Source organism: Parvibaculum lavamentivorans DS-1 (assembly GCF_000017565.1).
Lineage (GTDB): Bacteria > Pseudomonadota > Alphaproteobacteria > Parvibaculales > Parvibaculaceae > Parvibaculum > Parvibaculum lavamentivorans.
On the sequence record NC_009719.1, the window covers coordinates 450,479 to 465,735 of the forward strand.

At 63.9% G+C, this 15,257-nt stretch carries 12 protein-coding genes; 5 read left to right on the forward strand and 7 right to left on the reverse strand.

The annotated features are described in order from the left end of the window. Positions 1 to 13 precede the first annotated feature (13 nt). Positions 14 to 1,375, forward strand: coding sequence for an NAD(P)/FAD-dependent oxidoreductase (locus PLAV_RS02135; RefSeq protein ID WP_011995333.1), 1,362 nt, complete (start codon positions 14 to 16; stop codon positions 1,373 to 1,375). Between the two features lie 19 nt (positions 1,376 to 1,394). Here the strand turns inward: PLAV_RS02135 and PLAV_RS02140 are convergent, their stop codons facing one another. Beyond that, positions 1,395 to 2,009, reverse strand: a complete 615-nt coding sequence (locus tag PLAV_RS02140; protein ID WP_041535807.1) for a hypothetical protein — start codon at positions 2,007 to 2,009, stop codon at positions 1,395 to 1,397. Between the two features lie 198 nt (positions 2,010 to 2,207). Here PLAV_RS02140 and PLAV_RS02145 point away from each other — a divergent pair, with 198 nt between their 5' ends. Together PLAV_RS02145 and PLAV_RS02150 are read left to right on the forward strand one after the other, a co-directional pair. Beyond that, positions 2,208 to 4,193: a BCCT family transporter gene (locus PLAV_RS02145; RefSeq protein ID WP_011995335.1), complete on the forward strand. Its 1,986-nt coding sequence runs from the start codon at positions 2,208 to 2,210 to the stop codon at positions 4,191 to 4,193. A 62-nt stretch (positions 4,194 to 4,255) separates the two neighbouring features. Continuing rightward, complete coding sequence (locus tag PLAV_RS02150; protein ID WP_041536218.1) at positions 4,256 to 5,782, forward strand: malonate--CoA ligase; 1,527 nt, start codon at positions 4,256 to 4,258, stop codon at positions 5,780 to 5,782. A gap of 9 nt (positions 5,783 to 5,791) precedes the next feature. Here the strand turns inward: PLAV_RS02150 and PLAV_RS02155 are convergent, their stop codons facing one another. Together PLAV_RS02155 and PLAV_RS02160 are read right to left on the reverse strand one after the other, a co-directional pair. After that, entirely contained in the window at positions 5,792 to 6,319 is a 528-nt protein-coding gene (locus tag PLAV_RS02155) for a response regulator (protein WP_011995337.1), read from the reverse strand. A gap of 73 nt (positions 6,320 to 6,392) precedes the next feature. Then, positions 6,393 to 8,234 (reverse strand): glycosyltransferase, encoded by a 1,842-nt coding sequence (locus tag PLAV_RS02160; protein ID WP_049767680.1) that lies wholly within the window; start codon positions 8,232 to 8,234, stop codon positions 6,393 to 6,395. A 341-nt stretch (positions 8,235 to 8,575) separates the two neighbouring features. On the opposite strand from PLAV_RS02160, the gene PLAV_RS02165 reads away from it, so the two are divergent. Further along, the gene (locus PLAV_RS02165; RefSeq protein ID WP_011995339.1) at positions 8,576 to 9,535 is read left to right on the forward strand and encodes an ABC transporter substrate-binding protein; all 960 of its coding nucleotides are present in this window, start codon (positions 8,576 to 8,578) and stop codon (positions 9,533 to 9,535) included. On the opposite strand, the gene PLAV_RS02170 is transcribed toward PLAV_RS02165, so the two are convergent. Together PLAV_RS02170 and PLAV_RS02175 are read right to left on the reverse strand one after the other, a co-directional pair. Continuing rightward, entirely contained in the window at positions 9,529 to 10,086 is a 558-nt protein-coding gene (locus PLAV_RS02170) for a SixA phosphatase family protein (RefSeq protein WP_011995340.1), read from the reverse strand. The two genes, PLAV_RS02165 and PLAV_RS02170, sit on opposite strands and share 7 nt — an antisense overlap. Next, on the reverse strand, positions 10,083 to 10,934 hold the full coding sequence (locus PLAV_RS02175; protein WP_143710152.1) for a sterol desaturase family protein: 852 nt from the start codon (positions 10,932 to 10,934) through the stop codon (positions 10,083 to 10,085). The genes PLAV_RS02170 and PLAV_RS02175 overlap by 4 nt, the downstream gene beginning before the upstream one ends. A 174-nt stretch (positions 10,935 to 11,108) precedes the next feature. On the opposite strand from PLAV_RS02175, the gene PLAV_RS18645 reads away from it, so the two are divergent. Beyond that, positions 11,109 to 11,879, forward strand: coding sequence for an XAC2610-related protein (locus PLAV_RS18645; RefSeq protein ID WP_011995342.1), 771 nt, complete (start codon positions 11,109 to 11,111; stop codon positions 11,877 to 11,879). A 4-nt stretch (positions 11,880 to 11,883) separates the two neighbouring features. Here the strand turns inward: PLAV_RS18645 and PLAV_RS02185 are convergent, their stop codons facing one another. After that, on the reverse strand, positions 11,884 to 12,294 hold the full coding sequence (locus PLAV_RS02185) for a tellurite resistance TerB family protein (protein WP_011995343.1): 411 nt from the start codon (positions 12,292 to 12,294) through the stop codon (positions 11,884 to 11,886). A gap of 30 nt (positions 12,295 to 12,324) precedes the next feature. Next, on the reverse strand, positions 12,325 to 15,162 hold the full coding sequence (locus PLAV_RS02190) for an ATP-dependent DNA helicase (protein WP_143710153.1): 2,838 nt from the start codon (positions 15,160 to 15,162) through the stop codon (positions 12,325 to 12,327). Positions 15,163 to 15,257 lie beyond the last annotated feature (95 nt).

Genomic DNA, 15,257 nt, shown 5'->3' on the forward strand with positions numbered 1-15,257 from the left:
TGATGGGGTTGTAATGGGCGCCGGCAAGAGCAGGCAGACCGGCACCAGCGGCCGGGCGAAGGTGGTGATTGTCGGGGGAGGCTTTGGCGGCCTTTATGCCGCGCGGGGTCTTGCGGACGCGCCTGTCGATCTCGTCCTGATCGACCGGCAGAACCATCACTGCTTTCAACCGCTGCTCTACCAGGTCGCCACGGCCGCCCTTTCGCCGGCGGATGTCGCATGGCCGATCCGCGGTATATTGAGCGACCAGAAAAATGCGACCGTGCTGCTGGATACCGTCACCGGCATCGATACCGCCCGTCGCGTGGTCGAAACCGCCGAGACGAGCATCCCCTATGATCACCTGATCCTCGCCACCGGCTCCACGCATTCCTATTTCGGCAATGACGACTGGGCGGAGGCCGCGCCAGGCCTGAAACGCATCGAGGACGCCACCGAAATTCGCCGCCGCATCCTGCTTGCTTTCGAAAAGGCGGAACTGGCGCGGGACGAGGAACGGCGGCGGCGTCTGCTGACATTCGTTGTCGTCGGCGGCGGCCCGACCGGCGTCGAGATTGCAGGTGCGATCAGGGATATGGCGCGCCATACGCTCGCGGCGGATTTTCGCAACATCGACGCGGGCGCCGCGCGCGTTCTCATCGTGGAGGCGGGCCCGCGAATTCTGCCGGCCTTCAACGATACCCTTGCCGGTTACGCGAAAAAGGCGCTTGAGCGGATGGGCGTTGAAGTGTTGACCGAGACAAAGGTCATCGGCTGCGATGCGGGCGGCGTAGATACCGAGGGCGGGCGCATCGAAGCCGGCACCATCATCTGGGCCGCGGGCGTGGTCGCGTCTCCGGCCGGTGTATGGCTGCAGGCGCCCATGCAGAAAAACGGCCAGGTCCGCGTCGCCGAGGATTTATCGGTGCCGGGCGTGCCCGATGTTTACGCAATCGGCGATACGGCATTTGTTCTGCAGCAGGATGAAAAGCCCGTGCCGGGAATAGCGCCCGCCGCGAAGCAGATGGGAAGTTATGTCGCGAAGCTTCTGTCCGCGCGTGTGAGCGGCCGCCCGCTCCCCGGTCCTTTCGTTTATCGGCACCGCGGCGACCTTGCCACGATAGGCCGCAAATCGGCCATCGTGCAGCTGCGCCGCATGCGGCTGACGGGAGTCTCCGCATGGCTTTTCTGGGGCGCCGTCCACGTCTTCTTCCTGATCGGCACGAGAAACCGCGTCGCCGTCGCCTACAAATGGATGTGGGACTATCTGACCTTGCAGCGCGGCGCCCGGCTCATTACCGAACCGGCTCAACCGCGAACGCGTGTCGAGCCGGCGGAAGAAGAACGCCGCGAGGAAGAAAAGGCGACACGCCTCGGCACGCGATCGGCCGATTGAGCGGCGTCGCGATCGCGGGTCAGGGCAGCGGCATTCCGGGCATCGTTCCACCGGGCATTCCCTGAGGCATCTTCATCGCCGAGACACCGGCGGGCAGCTCGAACAGTCCCGGGTCCTGAGGTCCGCGCTGCAGGTTCGTCAGCCGCATCGAAAAATTTCCCTGCGCGCTCGATCCCTCCGCCTTGACCGGTATGCCGTCTTCCGTCACCCAGATCGTCGCGTCGCCTTTCTGCGCCGTCTGTCCCGGCAGCACGCGATATTTCGTGGTGGCCTCACCCTCGACCGTCTCGCGGCCGATTTCTTCCGCCTCGACGCCGCCGAGCAATTTTTCGACGCCGTAATTTGCCGCTTCCTCCTGGCCCATTTCCATCGCCATGTTCATATCCGGCATGTAGAGAAACATGCGGCCTTCGCCATGCCGCAAAATGGAAACCTGACGCATGCCCTGCATCGTCATCTCCCAGCGTTCATTTCCGTTCTCGGAATAAAGCTGCCCGGAAATTTCCCGTCCTGACGCGTTCACGATCCGCGTGGCGCTGTATCCGGTGTCGGGCGGCGTCAGCGTGACGGCAGATGCCGGTTGACCGGCAAATAGCAGTGCGGCCGCAAAAGCAGAGAAAACAAAGCTGCGCACGGAGAGCCTCTTTCTGTGTGGTTTATATGAGCAAAAGCCCCGCGCGGAACGCGGACTTTGGTCCTTTGCGGGGTTGGCCTTGTGGACTGCGTGTGTAATGCTGTTCATGAAATCACATAACCGAAACATGCCGCGCGGCGATCTCCTTCGCCGCCTACGCGCATTTTTGCCTTGAATATTGTCGGAAAGGAGACGGCCATGGCCGAAGAAAAACCGGGCGCGGAAAAATCCCGTCTCTTTCAGGCAAACGCGCCGGTCTTTTTCGGGTCCGTCATCCTCGTTCTGGCGGCGCTTGTCTTCTCCGTCCGCGATCCGGCGAATGCCGCCAACATTTTCGCTTCGGTTCAGTCATGGATCATCCATGAGATGGGCTGGTTCTATGTCGCCTCCGTCGCGACATTCCTGATTTTCTCCGTCGGCGTCGCCGCGAGTTCCATGGGTGCGATCAAGCTCGGCCCGGATGACTCCGAACCCGATTTCTCGACGGCGTCCTGGTTCGCCATGTTGTTCAGCGCCGGCATGGGCATCGGGATCATGTTCTACGGCGTCGCGGAGCCGGTGCTGCATTTCGCCAGCCCGCCGGTGGGCGAGGGGGAGACGCTGGACGCCGCGCGCAATGCAATGCAACTCGCCTTCTTTCACTGGGGGCTTCACGCCTGGGCGATCTATGCCGTGATGGGTATGGCGCTCGCCTATTTTTCCTTCCGTCACGGACTGCCGCTCACGGTGCGCTCGGCGCTCTATCCGCTGATCGGCGAGCGTATCCACGGCTGGATAGGGCACCTCGTCGACATCTTCGCCGTCTTCGGCACGATGTTCGGCGTCGCTACCTCGCTCGGCCTTGGCGTGATGCAGGTAAATGCCGGCCTCAACTACCTGTTCGACATCGAGATGGCGCTCGGCGTTCAGCTCGCCCTGATCGCAGGCATAACGCTTCTGGCGACCGCCTCCGTCGCTTCCGGTATCAATGCGGGCATTCGCCGCCTCTCTGAGCTCAATCTCGGCCTGGCGCTGCTGCTCATGCTTTTCGTGCTGTTTGTGGGGCCGACTGTCTTCCTGCTGCAGGCGGCCATGCAGAATACAGGCGGCTATTTGAGCGACATCATCGGCAAGACATTCACGCTCTACGCCTATCAGCCGAATGAATGGATCGGAAACTGGACCCTCTTTTACTGGGGATGGTGGATTTCATGGTCTCCCTTCGTCGGCATGTTCATCGCGCGCATTTCGCGCGGCCGCACAATCCGCCAATTTGTTGTGGGCGTGCTCCTCGTGCCGTCCGGCTTCACCTTCCTCTGGTTCACCGTGTTCGGGAATACGGCGCTCGCTATGCAGCTTGATGGTTCGGCCGAGATGGTCGGCGCCGTCCAGGCCGATGTCGCGGTCGCGCTTTTTCAGTTCCTCGAGCACCTTCCCCTTGCCGGTATCTCGATGTCGCTCGCAACGTTGCTTGTCGTGACCTTCTTCGTCACATCGTCGGATTCCGGGAGCCTCGTCATCGACATCATCACCTCGGGCGGTAAAGCGGAGCCTCCGGTCTGGCAGCGCGTATTCTGGGCCTTGATGGAGGGCGTGGTTGCGGCCGTGCTGCTGCTGGCGGGCGGTCTGGCCGCGTTGCAGACAGGCGCCATCGCCAGTGGCTTTCCGTTGGCCGCCATTCTGCTCATCGTCTGCTACGGCCTCTTCACCGCTCTCCGCCGGGAGACGCAACGCCAGAAGAGCCTTCAATTCGGCATTCCGATTGTCGCGAGCCATCCGCCCCTCGCCTGGAAACAGCGTCTCGGGACGCTTCTTCATCAGCCGACGCGCGAGCGGGCATCGGCTTTCATGCGCGATGTCGTGGGCCCCGCGCTCAATGAGGTCGCGGTGGAAATTCGTCATCGCGGTCTTGAGGTGGATGTCACCGCAACCGAGAGGAAGACACAACTGTCGGTCGGGCATGGCGCCAGCGACGATTTCCTCTATGGCGTCGCGCTTCGGAGCGTACCGGTCCCAAGCTTTGCCATCACTGCGCTTGAAGGTGAGCGCGAAGGGCCGGATCACACCTGGCGCGCGGAAGTCGCCCTGCGTGAGGGCGGTCAACGCTACGATATTTTGGGTTACACCAAGGAACAGGTGATCGCGGACCTTCTGGGGCAGTATGAGCGGCACATGCATTATCTGAATCTGCACCGGGCCGGATAGGCGGGGAGATGCGGCTTCCCGCCGCCTCGGCTATAAGAGGTGGCCGCAGCATCGGAAGCATCATGAGCCCGTCCCTTTACACCCTGATCGAAGCCTCTTTTCCCGAAGACCGTTCGCGTGTCGCGCTGGAGGCGCCAGGCCGTTCGCACGGGCCGCTCATTTGGTCGTTCGCCCGTCTGGCGTCGACGGCCGCGCGCTATGCGGCCTTCTTTGCCGGCCTCGGGCTCGTCAAGGGCGATCGCATCGTGCTTCAGGTCGAAAAATCGCCGGAAGCGCTTTGCGTCTATCTCGCCTGTCTGCGCGGCGGCTTCGTCTTCCTCCCTCTGAACACTGCCTACCGCACGGACGAGATCGACTATCTTGTCGGCGATGCCGAACCAGCCCTCGTCATTTGCGATCCATCGATGGAAGAAGCCTTGCGCGAGATTACGGCGCGGCGCGGTACGCCCCATTTGCTGACGCTCGATGCGAATGCGCGCGGCAGCTTCATGGACGGCGCCGAGAAGGTGAGGGATGCTCTTCCGGCAGCCGTGTGCGCGGCGGGCGATCTCGCCGCGATCCTCTACACATCCGGCACCACGGGAAAACCGAAAGGCGCCATGTTGAGCCACGGCAACCTGGCGGCAAACGGCATCGCGCTGCGCGACGTCTGGCGCTTCACCGAAGACGATGTGCTGCTCCATGCCTTGCCGATATTTCACGCGCATGGCCTTTTCGTCGCCTGCCACTGCGCCTTGCTGTCGGGTGCGAAGATGATCTGGCAGCAGAAATTCGAACGCGCCGACGTGATCCGGGAGCTGCCGCGCGCGACGGTCTTCATGGGCGTCCCGACTTTCTACACACGGCTCCTGTCGGGCGAGGATTTCAACCGCGACCTCGTTCGCCACATGCGGCTCTTCACCTCCGGCTCCGCGCCGCTCCTTGCCGAGACATTCGAGGAATTTCGTGCCCGCACCGGCCACGCCATTCTCGAGCGTTACGGCATGACGGAAACCGGCATGAACACCTCGAACCCCTATGATGGCGAGCGGCGCCCGGGAACGGTTGGCTTTCCGCTTGCCGGCACCCAGGTTCGCGTGGTTTCCGACGAGGGGGCGGTGCTTGAAGCCGGTGAGATCGGCGGCTTGCAAGTGCAGGGGCCCAACGTCTTCACTGGCTATTGGCGGATGCCGGAAAAGTCCGCGGAAGAGTTCACGGCGGATGGCTGGTTCAAGACAGGCGACGTCGCGATGATAGACGTGGACGGCTATGTCCACCTTGTCGGCCGCGCCAAGGACCTGATCATCTCCGGCGGCTTCAACGTCTATCCGAAGGAAATTGAGGAATTGGTCGACGACATGCCGGAAGTGCTGGAATCGGCCATTGTCGGCGTGCCGCATGCAGATTTCGGCGAGGCCGGTGTCGCCGTGGTCGTGCTGCGTCCCGGTCAAATGCTCGACGAGGCAACGCTCCTTGCCCGGCTGAAGGAGCGGGTGGCGAATTTCAAGGTGCCGAAGCGGGCCTTCTTCGTTGAAAGCCTGCCGCGCAATACGATGGGAAAGGTGCAGAAAAATCTTCTGCGCGGCGACTACAAGGATGCCTGCCGCTAGCGCCGCCGCCTACGGCTTCCGGTCGGCTTCGCGCCGCTTCACAATGGCCTTGCCGTCCCGGCGCCGGCGATCGGGGCCGGTAAAGGCTTCGGAGCGGACAATGGTGCGCGGCCGCGTCAGCACCGTTTCCATCCGCTCGATAAGCTGCTGCGCCGAGAAGGGCTTGGAGAGAATTTCCGTCACGCCCGCGTCTCGCGCTGCGATTATCGCGCTGCGTTCGCGCTTCGTCGTCAGGTAAATCACCGGAATCTGGTTCAGCGTGTCTTCCTCGGCGAGCCGGATCGCCCGCACAACGGAAAGCCCGTCGAGCGGCGGCTCCAGATCGTCCATGATCGCAAGGTCCACCCTGCCGCGCATCAGCGCGCTCAGCGCATCCTCGCCTGACCGGGCACTTACGATGTTGCGGATGCCGATCCCGTTCAACACGCCGCGTAAAAGGGTCGCCATATGCAGCGTGTCCTCGACGACGAGAACGCCAAGCTGCGCATAGGTTTCGGCAGTGATGGTGTTTTTACGGGGTTCGGATCGCTGCCACATCTCGATTTCTCTCACGCTGTCCCGGAGGTCGGGGTTGATAACGTGAATATGGTCCAAACTCTTTAGCGATTGGTTAGTGCGGCGAGACAAACTGGCTGGAAACCGGCCCTTTCAGCCTGGCCGGCAGCATGCGGCTGATGCCATGATCCGTTTTTTCCCAATGAAACGGCTTTACCACAAGCTGCCACAGGGCCTTGTAGGCGGCGAACGAAAGCAGCAGCCAATAGGCGGGCATTGTCAGGGTGTGAATGAAGAGCTGGGGAAGGCCGCGTGCCGAAGCAGCGGCAAGTCCCGCGGAGACCGCCAGCGCGTAACCCGAAACCAGAACCAGCAGGTGAAAGACCGTGAGACCGGTCAGATCGCCGGCAAGTCCGCTCTCGATCAGCGGCACGATCAGGCCGAGATAGAGGAAGGGGTGCAAGAGGCTGGAAAGCGTCGAACCGCCTATCAGGACCTGAAAGCCGATGAAGCCGCGCAAGCCCAGCGCCCTGTAGAGGCGCACGGGATGCCGCATGCGAACGAGATAGGTTTGCATCCAGCCCTTTATCCAGCGCGAGCGTTGGCGGACCCAGTTGGGCAGCTTGCAGTTCGCCTCCTCTTCGGTCGTCGAGCGGATGATGCTGCAGCGATAACCATGCAGGGCGAAACGGAGCCCGAGATCGGCATCCTCCGTTACATTGTTCGGGTCCCACGCGCCGGCATTCCGTAGCAGTTCGGTGCGAAAATGGGTGGACGTGCCGCCAAGCGGTATCGGCAGCCGCAGCCGCGCCATGGTCGGCAGCATCAGATCGAAGAAGGCCGCATATTCAAGTGCGAACTGCCGCGTCAGCCAGTTCTCCCGCCAGTTGTAGTAGTTGAGCTGGGCCTGAACGCAGGCGAGTTTTTCGTCGCCGAGCCGGAACGCAGAAACCGCCTTTTTCAGCTGCTGCGGCTCGGGCGCGTCTTCCGCGTCGTAAATGACGAGGAATTCGCCTCGGGCGAAAGGCAGGGCGAAATTGCATGCCTTGGGCTTTGTCTGCGGAAAGCTCGTGGGTACGACGATGAACTCGAAATGATCCGGTAATCTGAGCGCCTTTGCCGCTTCGTAGGTTTCAACATCGCTCTCTTCGAAGATGAACTTGATGTCGAGCTTCGATGCCGGATAGTCGAGTTCGCGCAATGCCGTCGCAAGAATAGGCAGCACGCTTGCTTCGCGAAAAAGCGGCACCATCACCGTGTAGACGGGAAGATCCTTGTCGAGCGGTACGCCGTAGTTGCTGAAGGCGAGCTCTTCGCGCGTCGGCTCTGCCAGCAGGCCGATAAAGATCGACATATAGCGGAGCGTGGCGATCAGGAGAAATGTGATGCCGATTGTGGCAGTCGCTCCCGACAGCAAAGATATCGGCGCCGTGGCGAGAAAGGTCAGCAGCGCGAGGGCCACCAGCAGAAGAAAAGCCGATTGCGGCGCGGAGAGGCGGTAGGCGGCGGAACTTTCCGGCATTTGTCGCCGCAGATGAAAAATCGCCCGGTCCGTCAGCGCCTGGCCGAATGCGCGCGTCACGGTGCGGCTGATGTCGCGCGGCGAGGTTACGAAGACCGGCAGCGGCCGCCCCTCTTGTCCCGTAATGGCTGCGCGCGAGCGATCCGGATCGGCGGCCACATAGATCGTCTCACCGGCGCGCCGCCGCCACGGCAGGCACATTTCGCGAAGATAGAAATCGAGCCGTTCCGAGCTGGCGAGGCTCGTCTCATGCGGCTCTTCCTGCAGGTCGACGAAGGGGAGGCCGCGCTGCCGTCCGTAAAGCCGCGCCACGTCTGCCACTCGCATGGCGCCGATGCTGACGAGAATTCTGCCGAGCGGTCCGCCCCAATGCGCCTGCTTTTCGAGCGCCGGTGCCAATGCCTCCGGCTGAACCAGCCCCGCTTCCACCGCCATCTCGCCCAGCAGCGGCCGCGAACCCGGCTGAGGCCTGCCCCGAGGGGCCCGTCGCCCCGGTTTCCGCTCGGATAGGCGCGCCTGTTCTACGCGCGCATCGCTTTGCCCGTCCTGCACCTTCAGCCCCCCGAAGACGATCCGCCATGAGAAAACGGCGGCTTCAGGGAACTTTAGCCTTGCGCATTATTAACCATATAGACCGAAGAGCTAAGGGCATGGACTTTGCTCACATTAGCAAAACCGGCCCCTCTATCTCTTGCTGACACGGGAAAACCTCCGCCGGTCGTGTCATAATGAAACATTCATGCTTCCCTTCAGGGGCGGCACTCGGCGGGCGGCCTATGCGATTTCTCCTTTACGCAAATCTTATCGCGATTGTCGTGCTGGCAGGCGCGCTTGCACGCCTTTACGAAGGAGCACCTCTGCCTTGGCTGGAGGCAAAGAATGAGCAGCCGGCGCCCTCTGAAACCGTGCCGCCGCTGGCATCGCAACCTTCGCCTCCGCTCTCCGTCGAGCAGATATTGGCGCTGCAGCTGCCCTTGCCGAACCCCGACCGTCCCGCCGCCGAGGCCCCGTCGCCCGCGCGCCGGTCGCTTGTGCTTCTCACGGAAGGCGACTATCGGCCCTTCAACTACCGGGATGAAACCGGTGCGCTTTCAGGTTTCGATATCGAGCTTGCCGCTGCGCTTTGTCTGCGTCTCGATGCCGATTGCCACTTCGAAACGCGGTCATGGGAGCAGTTGATCCCGGCGCTGAAGCGCGGCGAGGGCAATGCCGTGATCGCTTCATTGCTGATCCCCGTGCCCGGCCGGCAAAGCTACCCGGCGGAAGAAAGTTTGATTTTCACGCAGAGCTACTATTCGACGCCCGGCCGTTTCGCCGCCCGAAAGGACGATGCGCCGGTTGCGGCCACGCCGGCGGCGCTTGCCGGAAAAGAGATCGCGGTCCAGGCGGGGTCCGTCCACGAAGCGTTCGCCCGCTCGCGTTTTGCCAGCGCGCGCCTTCGTACGTTCGCTACACCGGAAGACGCCGAGAAAGCGCTTGCCGAAGGCAGCGTCGATCTGCTCTTCGCGGACCGCAATGAGCTTCTGCTCTGGACCTCGGGCTTGTCCGGCGCCTGCTGCCGTCTCGTCGGTTCGGACTACGCAGACGCGGTATTCTTTGGTGAAGGGGCGGGCATTGCTCTCCGCGCGGCGGATGTTGCCCTGCGGGACGAGATAGACAAGGCGCTCTCCGCGCTCGTGGCAGACGGGACCTATGCGCGCGTCAGCGCCCGTTATTTCACCGCCAGTATTTACTGACCCGCGCTTGTCCCGCTTTTTCCTTCGGCCCCCTCGGTCATCAGGTCGCGCGGTCTGACGAAGAATTCGGGACGGCCCGCGTTCTCCCTGATATCCGTCCAGGCGTCGATATCGAAATCGATGACAATGAAGCCGCCCGTCGGCACGCCATGCGCGATGCGCAGCGCCGTTTCATCGTCCGGGTCCTCGGCAAGCGCCATTGCGAGCAGCACCAGCCCCGGATTATGGGCGACCACAAGCAGCGTTTCCACATTGGCCGGCACGCGCCGGATTTCGGTGAGCATCGTGTCCGGCATCGCGTGATAAAGCTCATCGCGGTAAACCACCGGCACGTTGGGGCCGAGCGCGTCGCAAAGCGGCATGCAGGTTTGCGTTGCGCGCGCTGCGGTCGAACAAAGAACGGCGTCCGGCCGGTAGGGCGATGCCGCGATATACCGTGCCATGAATGCCGCCGCGGTCGTGCCACGCGCGTTGAGCGGCCGTGTGAAATCATCGTTGGCAGGGTCGCTCCAGTCCGATTTCGCATGGCGCATAAGGCAAAGTCGTTTCATGTCGTCCGCTCCCCGCGCCCGTCCGGCAGGCTCCCATCCGAATGTCTGTCCGTTGAAAATGGATTCCACAGGCTCCAGCCGAACCCGGATGGCAAGGGAGCCGGAAATGCCGTCAGCCCCAGTCGCATCTGCGTATGTCCGTCCCGCGGTTGCGGCCGGTAGGTCCCGAAAACCATGTCCCACAGCGACAGGCTGAACCCGTAATTCGTGTCGTGTTCGTCGCGATGAACAGAATGATGAACCCTGTGCATGTCGGGCGTCACAATGAGCCGCCGGAGCAGGGTGTCCGTCTTCGTGCCGAGTGCGATATTCGAGTGATTGAACATCGCGGTCGCATTCAGCACTACCTCGAACAGGATGACGGCCGCCACAGGCGCGCCGAGCAGCGCCACCGCGGCCATCTTGATCGCCATGCTGATGAGAGTTTCGCCGGGATGAAATCTTATGCCGGTGGTCACGTCGACATCCGTGTCCGCATGATGGACGCGGTGCAGCCGCCAGAGAAGGCCGACGCGGTGGAAGACGACATGCTGCGCGTAGACGAGCACGTCGAGCGCCAGAAGCGACAGGATGAACGCCGCCGCATAGGGCACCTCCATCCAGTGGAAGAGTCCGACGCCGCGCCGCTCCGCCTCGGCGGCCACGCCCACTGCCAGAAGCGGCACCGCAACGCGCAGCAGGAGGGTGCCCGTGCCCGTCAGCGCCAGATTGGTCGTCCAGCGCCTTGCGCGCCCGCTCGCCAGCGCACGCCTTGGCGACAGCGCTTCCCAGATCGCCATCGCCGCCAAAACGCCGGCAAAGGCGCCGAACCGCAGAGCCGGTTCGTTGAGGGTGAGAAACTCAAACATGGAACAGACAACGCATCCCCGATTGGCCTGCTTCATTGTGGCCGGCAGGCATCAACTCAAATGAAGCGAGACTATAGAGCGGTCCGGCCCTCAAGAAAAAGGGTGCACCGGGCCGCCTTGCGATAGAATAAGCCCACCGCGACTCAAGGACGCGGTTGTCTGAGGGCTGCTGCAATGCCGGGACGCTTTGGTTCTAGCGGTTTTTGTCTGCTGTTGCTGGCATGGCCGGTTGCTGCCCTTGCTCAGGGCGCGGAGATAGGCGGAATAGGCAGCATCGCCGTCGACGCCGCCGCTGTCGCGGATGAGCAGCGCGCGCGGGTGACAGGCGACGAGACGTTTCAGGGCGGCTTCACCTGCCGCGCCCCGTCCGGGCCCGGCGGCACAGGGCCGATCCTCTGCGAAAGCCAGGTAAATCCGGTGCTTCCGGCTTTCCAGTTTTCACTCTCCTGGCACCTCGACCGGGAAACCGGCGATCGCGTGATCGACAGCATTGCGATCCGCCATGCGGGCAAGGCCGAGCCCTTCCAGATCATCGACGATGCCGGCTCGCGGGCGATGACGCAGGTCGACAACAACGGGTTCGAAACGATAGACGCCAATTTCGACGGCTATCTCGATTTCCGGCTGATCGCGGAAACGGCGGCGGGCCCCAATGTCCCCTACCGGAACTGGCTCTGGTCGGAAGAGGAAAGCCGTTTCGTGGAAAATGCCGGGCTGAATGAAATCGTCTCCGCGGAATTCGATCCCGAGACGCAGGAAATCCTCAGCCGCTGGCGCTCCAGCGCGGCTGAAGGCGGCGTCGATGTCTATACATGGGACGATCTGACGCCGGTTCTGATCCACCGCGAGGCCGACAAATATAACGGCCCCGCCGATTGCACGCGCAGCTTCTTCGATCTGATCGGTGGCGAACTGACAAAGACCGGCGAAGCCGCCTGCACCTGACGCCCTAAAGCGGCATGTGCCGCGCGCGTGCGCCGCGCTCGATGGCGGCTGCCGTCAGCTTGTCGATGTCGAGCGTGTCGCGCAGCAATTGCATCAGGCGGATTTCTTCCGCGCCGACCGAAAGATCGGCCGCCGCGATTTCGACCGCCAGCGCATAGCCTGTCTCGCGCAGATGCGGCGGCAGCGCGTCCCGCACCAGGCCGAACACCGCGTCGAGCCCGCCATCCTCCTGCAGAATGGCCGCGCATTCCTTGGCGACGGGGATCAGTCGCTCTTCGTTGAAATCGCTGAATGCCGGCAGCGTCCGCACGATCGTGCCGATGTCGCGCAATTCATTGTCGCTCATCGCGCGGTCCACCGCGCTCATCGTGACCATGATGTAGATCAGGGCATTTTCGGGGGAAATCGTCGACATGTGGCTTCCTTGCTCGATTTGCGGGGGAGCTTAGGGGGTGGCTTTCGCCGGAGCAAGCTCGGCCTCGCCGCCGGAAAGGAAGCGCCGGCTCTCGTCGATCGCCTCCGCCAGCCCCACGCGGTGAACCGTAACACCGCGCGGGAAGGCCGATGTGAGCCGCGTCGGGAGGCGCGCATCGAGCGCGATGAACACGCCCCTGTCCGTCGCGCGCCGGATCAGCCGCCCGAAGGCCTGCTTCAGCCGGAGCCGCGTCAGCATGTCGTCGTAACGTGCCTTGCCGAATTGCTCGCGCCGCGCCTTGTGCAGAATATCGGGCCGCGGCCAGGGCACTCTGTCGAAGACGATCATGCGCAGCGAATCCCCCGGCACGTCGACACCGTCACGCACGGCATCGGTGCCGAGCAGGCAGGCATGGCGCTCCGCCCGGAAAATGTCGACAAGCGTCGCCGTGTCGAGTGCATCGACATGCTGCGCATAAAGTTCGAGCCCCGCTTCCTCCAGCGGTGTCACGATGCGCTCATGCACGGCTCTCAGCCGGTGGATCGCCGTGAAGAGGCCGAGTGCGCCGCCACCCGCCGCGCGAAAAAGCTCCCGGTAGGCGGATGCGACCTGGTTGATATCCGTCCGGCTGACATCGCGCACGACGAAAATCCGCACCTGCTTCTCATAGTCGAAGGGTGACGCCATGAAAGCCCGCCGCGCCGGCACGGCAAGATGCGAGGCCCCGGTTCTGATCTCCGCCGTCTCCCAGCCCTCGTCGTCTTCAGCCTCTTCCACCAGCCGGTCGCGCAGCGTCGCCGAGGTGATGAGCACGCCATGTGCAGGCTCCAGCACCGCATCCGCAAAGGGTATCGTCGGGTCGCGCCAGTGCCGGTGCATGCCCATGTCGATTTCGCGCCCGTAAAGCCGCTCCACCGAAAACCAGTCGACAAAGGCTTCCGGCGTCGCCGCGTTCAGGCTCGCCAGCATGCTCCGCCAGGACGGGATGAGAATCCGCACCCGCCGGTCGAGCCCGCGCGCGGCGGCATCCATGCGGATGCGCGTCGATGTGTCGAGGTCTTCCGCCTCGTCGTCGAGCCGCGCCCGCAGCCGGTCGGCAATCAGTTGCAGCGGCGCCGCCAGCCGCTTCAGCGCATCGTCCAGCGCGGCGGCCGCTTCCATCAGCCCCGGCACCGGCGGCATCGTCTCCGCCTCGAGCGAAAAGGGGCTGTCATTGTCTTCCGCCCGCGCGTGAACCTGCTGCCGCACCAGTGCCAGAAATTTTTCGCCTGCGCCGCGCGGCGCGCCGTCGTGAATGCGCGCTGTCCAGCCGGGCGCGGGCAGGGCGGCGGCAGCGGAAAGCGCCGCCGCCAGCGCTTCTTCCGCCAGCTTGTCTTCCGCGATCAGGTCGCCCACCCGCTCTTCTATGCCGCGTCCGCGCCGTCCTCTTTGTCCTTCCGCCCCCCGGATCCAGCGTCTCAGCTCCGCTGTCTCGAGCCCCGACAGCGTCGCCGAGAAGGCGCCATCCGCCGCATCGAAAATGTGATGTCCCTCGTCGAATACGAACCGCGCCAGCGCCTCCCGGCCGCTCGGCGCTTCGTCTTCCGCGTTGCCCGCCGCCTCTGCCGCCTTCACCGGACGATGCGCCACCGGTCCCATCGCCTGATCGAGCGCCGCCTGCCGCATGACGAGCGCATGGTTTGCCACCACGATCTCCGCGCGCCGCGCCTTGCGGATCGCCCGTTCGATGAAACATTTCTTGTAGTAGGGACAGGCCGTATAGACGCACTCGCCTCGCCGGTCGGTCAGCCCTGTGCGTCCGGTCACGCCGCCGAGCCGCGCCGCGAGCCAGGCCGGAAAATCGCCCCCCACCATGTCGCCGTCGCGGCTCGCCTTCGCCCATCGCGCCACAAGGCCGATGGCGACTGCGCCGCCGCCCATCGCTGCCCGGTCCGCCAGCTCCGCAAAGTTGAGCATGCAGAGATAATTCTCCCGCCCTTTTCGGATCACCGCCTTCTCCGCCTTCTCGGCGGGATCGGGGTAAAGCCGCGAAAGTTCCTGGTCGAGCTGGCGCTGAAGGTTCTTCGTGTAGGTGGAAAGCCAGACCGTGCCCTTGTTCCGCGCCGCCCAGAGGCTTGCCGGCGCAATATAGCCGATGGTCTTGCCGATGCCCGTCCCCGCCTCCGCGATCACCACATTTGGCGCACCCGCGGCATCGCGCGGCGCGAAGGCAAGCGAGGCGGCGCCCGCGAAATCCGCTTGTCCTGTTCGCCGTTCGGCATCGTCCCCCGCCAGCAGCGCAAGCTGCGCGCGGGCTTCCGCCTCGCTCACCGGCATCGAGCCAGCGGGCGGGCGCGGGCCCCGTTCTTCCCATTCCGGCAATTCGTTCCATATGTCGAAGCCGCGTGAGCCCGGCGGCTTGCCCTCCCGGCCCAGCGCGTCTCGCAGCGCCGCCACCACGCCCGGCCCCCACGCCCAGCCGCCTTCCGCCATCCGGTAGGCTGTGCGCGCGGCGGAGGGGCGGTCGGGCAGGGCGAGGTTCTGCAGCGTCGCCAGCATTTGCGCCGCCGCCTCGCGCAGCATCAGGGCCTGGTCTTCCGGCGTCTCGCCCGCCTCGATGCCGAGCGCGCGGGCCAGCCCTTCCGGTGTCGGCAGGCAGGTTTGCGCGGGATGAACGAAGGCGAAGAGTTCCATCAGGTCGAGAATATGCGGGCCCGGCTCGCGGAATTGCCGCCCCCGCGCGATCCGCCTCGCCGTGAAGCCGGCATGAACAAGCATCACCGGCTCGCGCTCGATCCGCCGCAGCGCCTCCTCGGGTCCAAGCTCCTCGATCTCGCCATCGGCGCTCACGGCAATGGCGCCGCCGCCTCTCGCGCGCGAAGGCACCATGGCGGCGGCATCGGGCAGGAACGGGCCTCCCGCGCCTGCGCTTCCGGACGAATCGAATGAAGGAATTTGCGGCATCGGCGGCGAGTATAGCGATG

Bases quoted from the DNA above. Each gene is read 5' to 3' on its own strand.
- PLAV_RS02145 (WP_011995335.1), top strand. From the start codon at position 2,208: ATGGCCGAAGAAAAACCGGGCGCGGAAAAATCCCGTCTCTTTCAGGCA.
- PLAV_RS02160 (WP_049767680.1), bottom strand. From the start codon at position 8,234: ATGGCGGTGGAAGCGGGGCTGGTTCAGCCGGAGGCATTGGCACCGGCG.
- PLAV_RS02185 (WP_011995343.1), bottom strand. From the start codon at position 12,294: ATGTCGACGATTTCCCCCGAAAATGCCCTGATCTACATCATGGTCACG.
- PLAV_RS02135 (WP_011995333.1), top strand. From the start codon at position 14: ATGGGCGCCGGCAAGAGCAGGCAGACCGGCACCAGCGGCCGGGCGAAG.
- PLAV_RS02155 (WP_011995337.1), bottom strand. From the start codon at position 6,319: ATGTGGCAGCGATCCGAACCCCGTAAAAACACCATCACTGCCGAAACC.
- PLAV_RS02175 (WP_143710152.1), bottom strand. From the start codon at position 10,934: ATGTTTGAGTTTCTCACCCTCAACGAACCGGCTCTGCGGTTCGGCGCC.
- PLAV_RS02190 (WP_143710153.1), bottom strand. From the start codon at position 15,162: ATGGTGCCTTCGCGCGCGAGAGGCGGCGGCGCCATTGCCGTGAGCGCC.
- PLAV_RS02150 (WP_041536218.1), top strand. From the start codon at position 4,256: ATGAGCCCGTCCCTTTACACCCTGATCGAAGCCTCTTTTCCCGAAGAC.
- PLAV_RS02165 (WP_011995339.1), top strand. From the start codon at position 8,576: ATGCGATTTCTCCTTTACGCAAATCTTATCGCGATTGTCGTGCTGGCA.
- PLAV_RS02170 (WP_011995340.1), bottom strand. From the start codon at position 10,086: ATGAAACGACTTTGCCTTATGCGCCATGCGAAATCGGACTGGAGCGAC.
- PLAV_RS18645 (WP_011995342.1), top strand. From the start codon at position 11,109: ATGCCGGGACGCTTTGGTTCTAGCGGTTTTTGTCTGCTGTTGCTGGCA.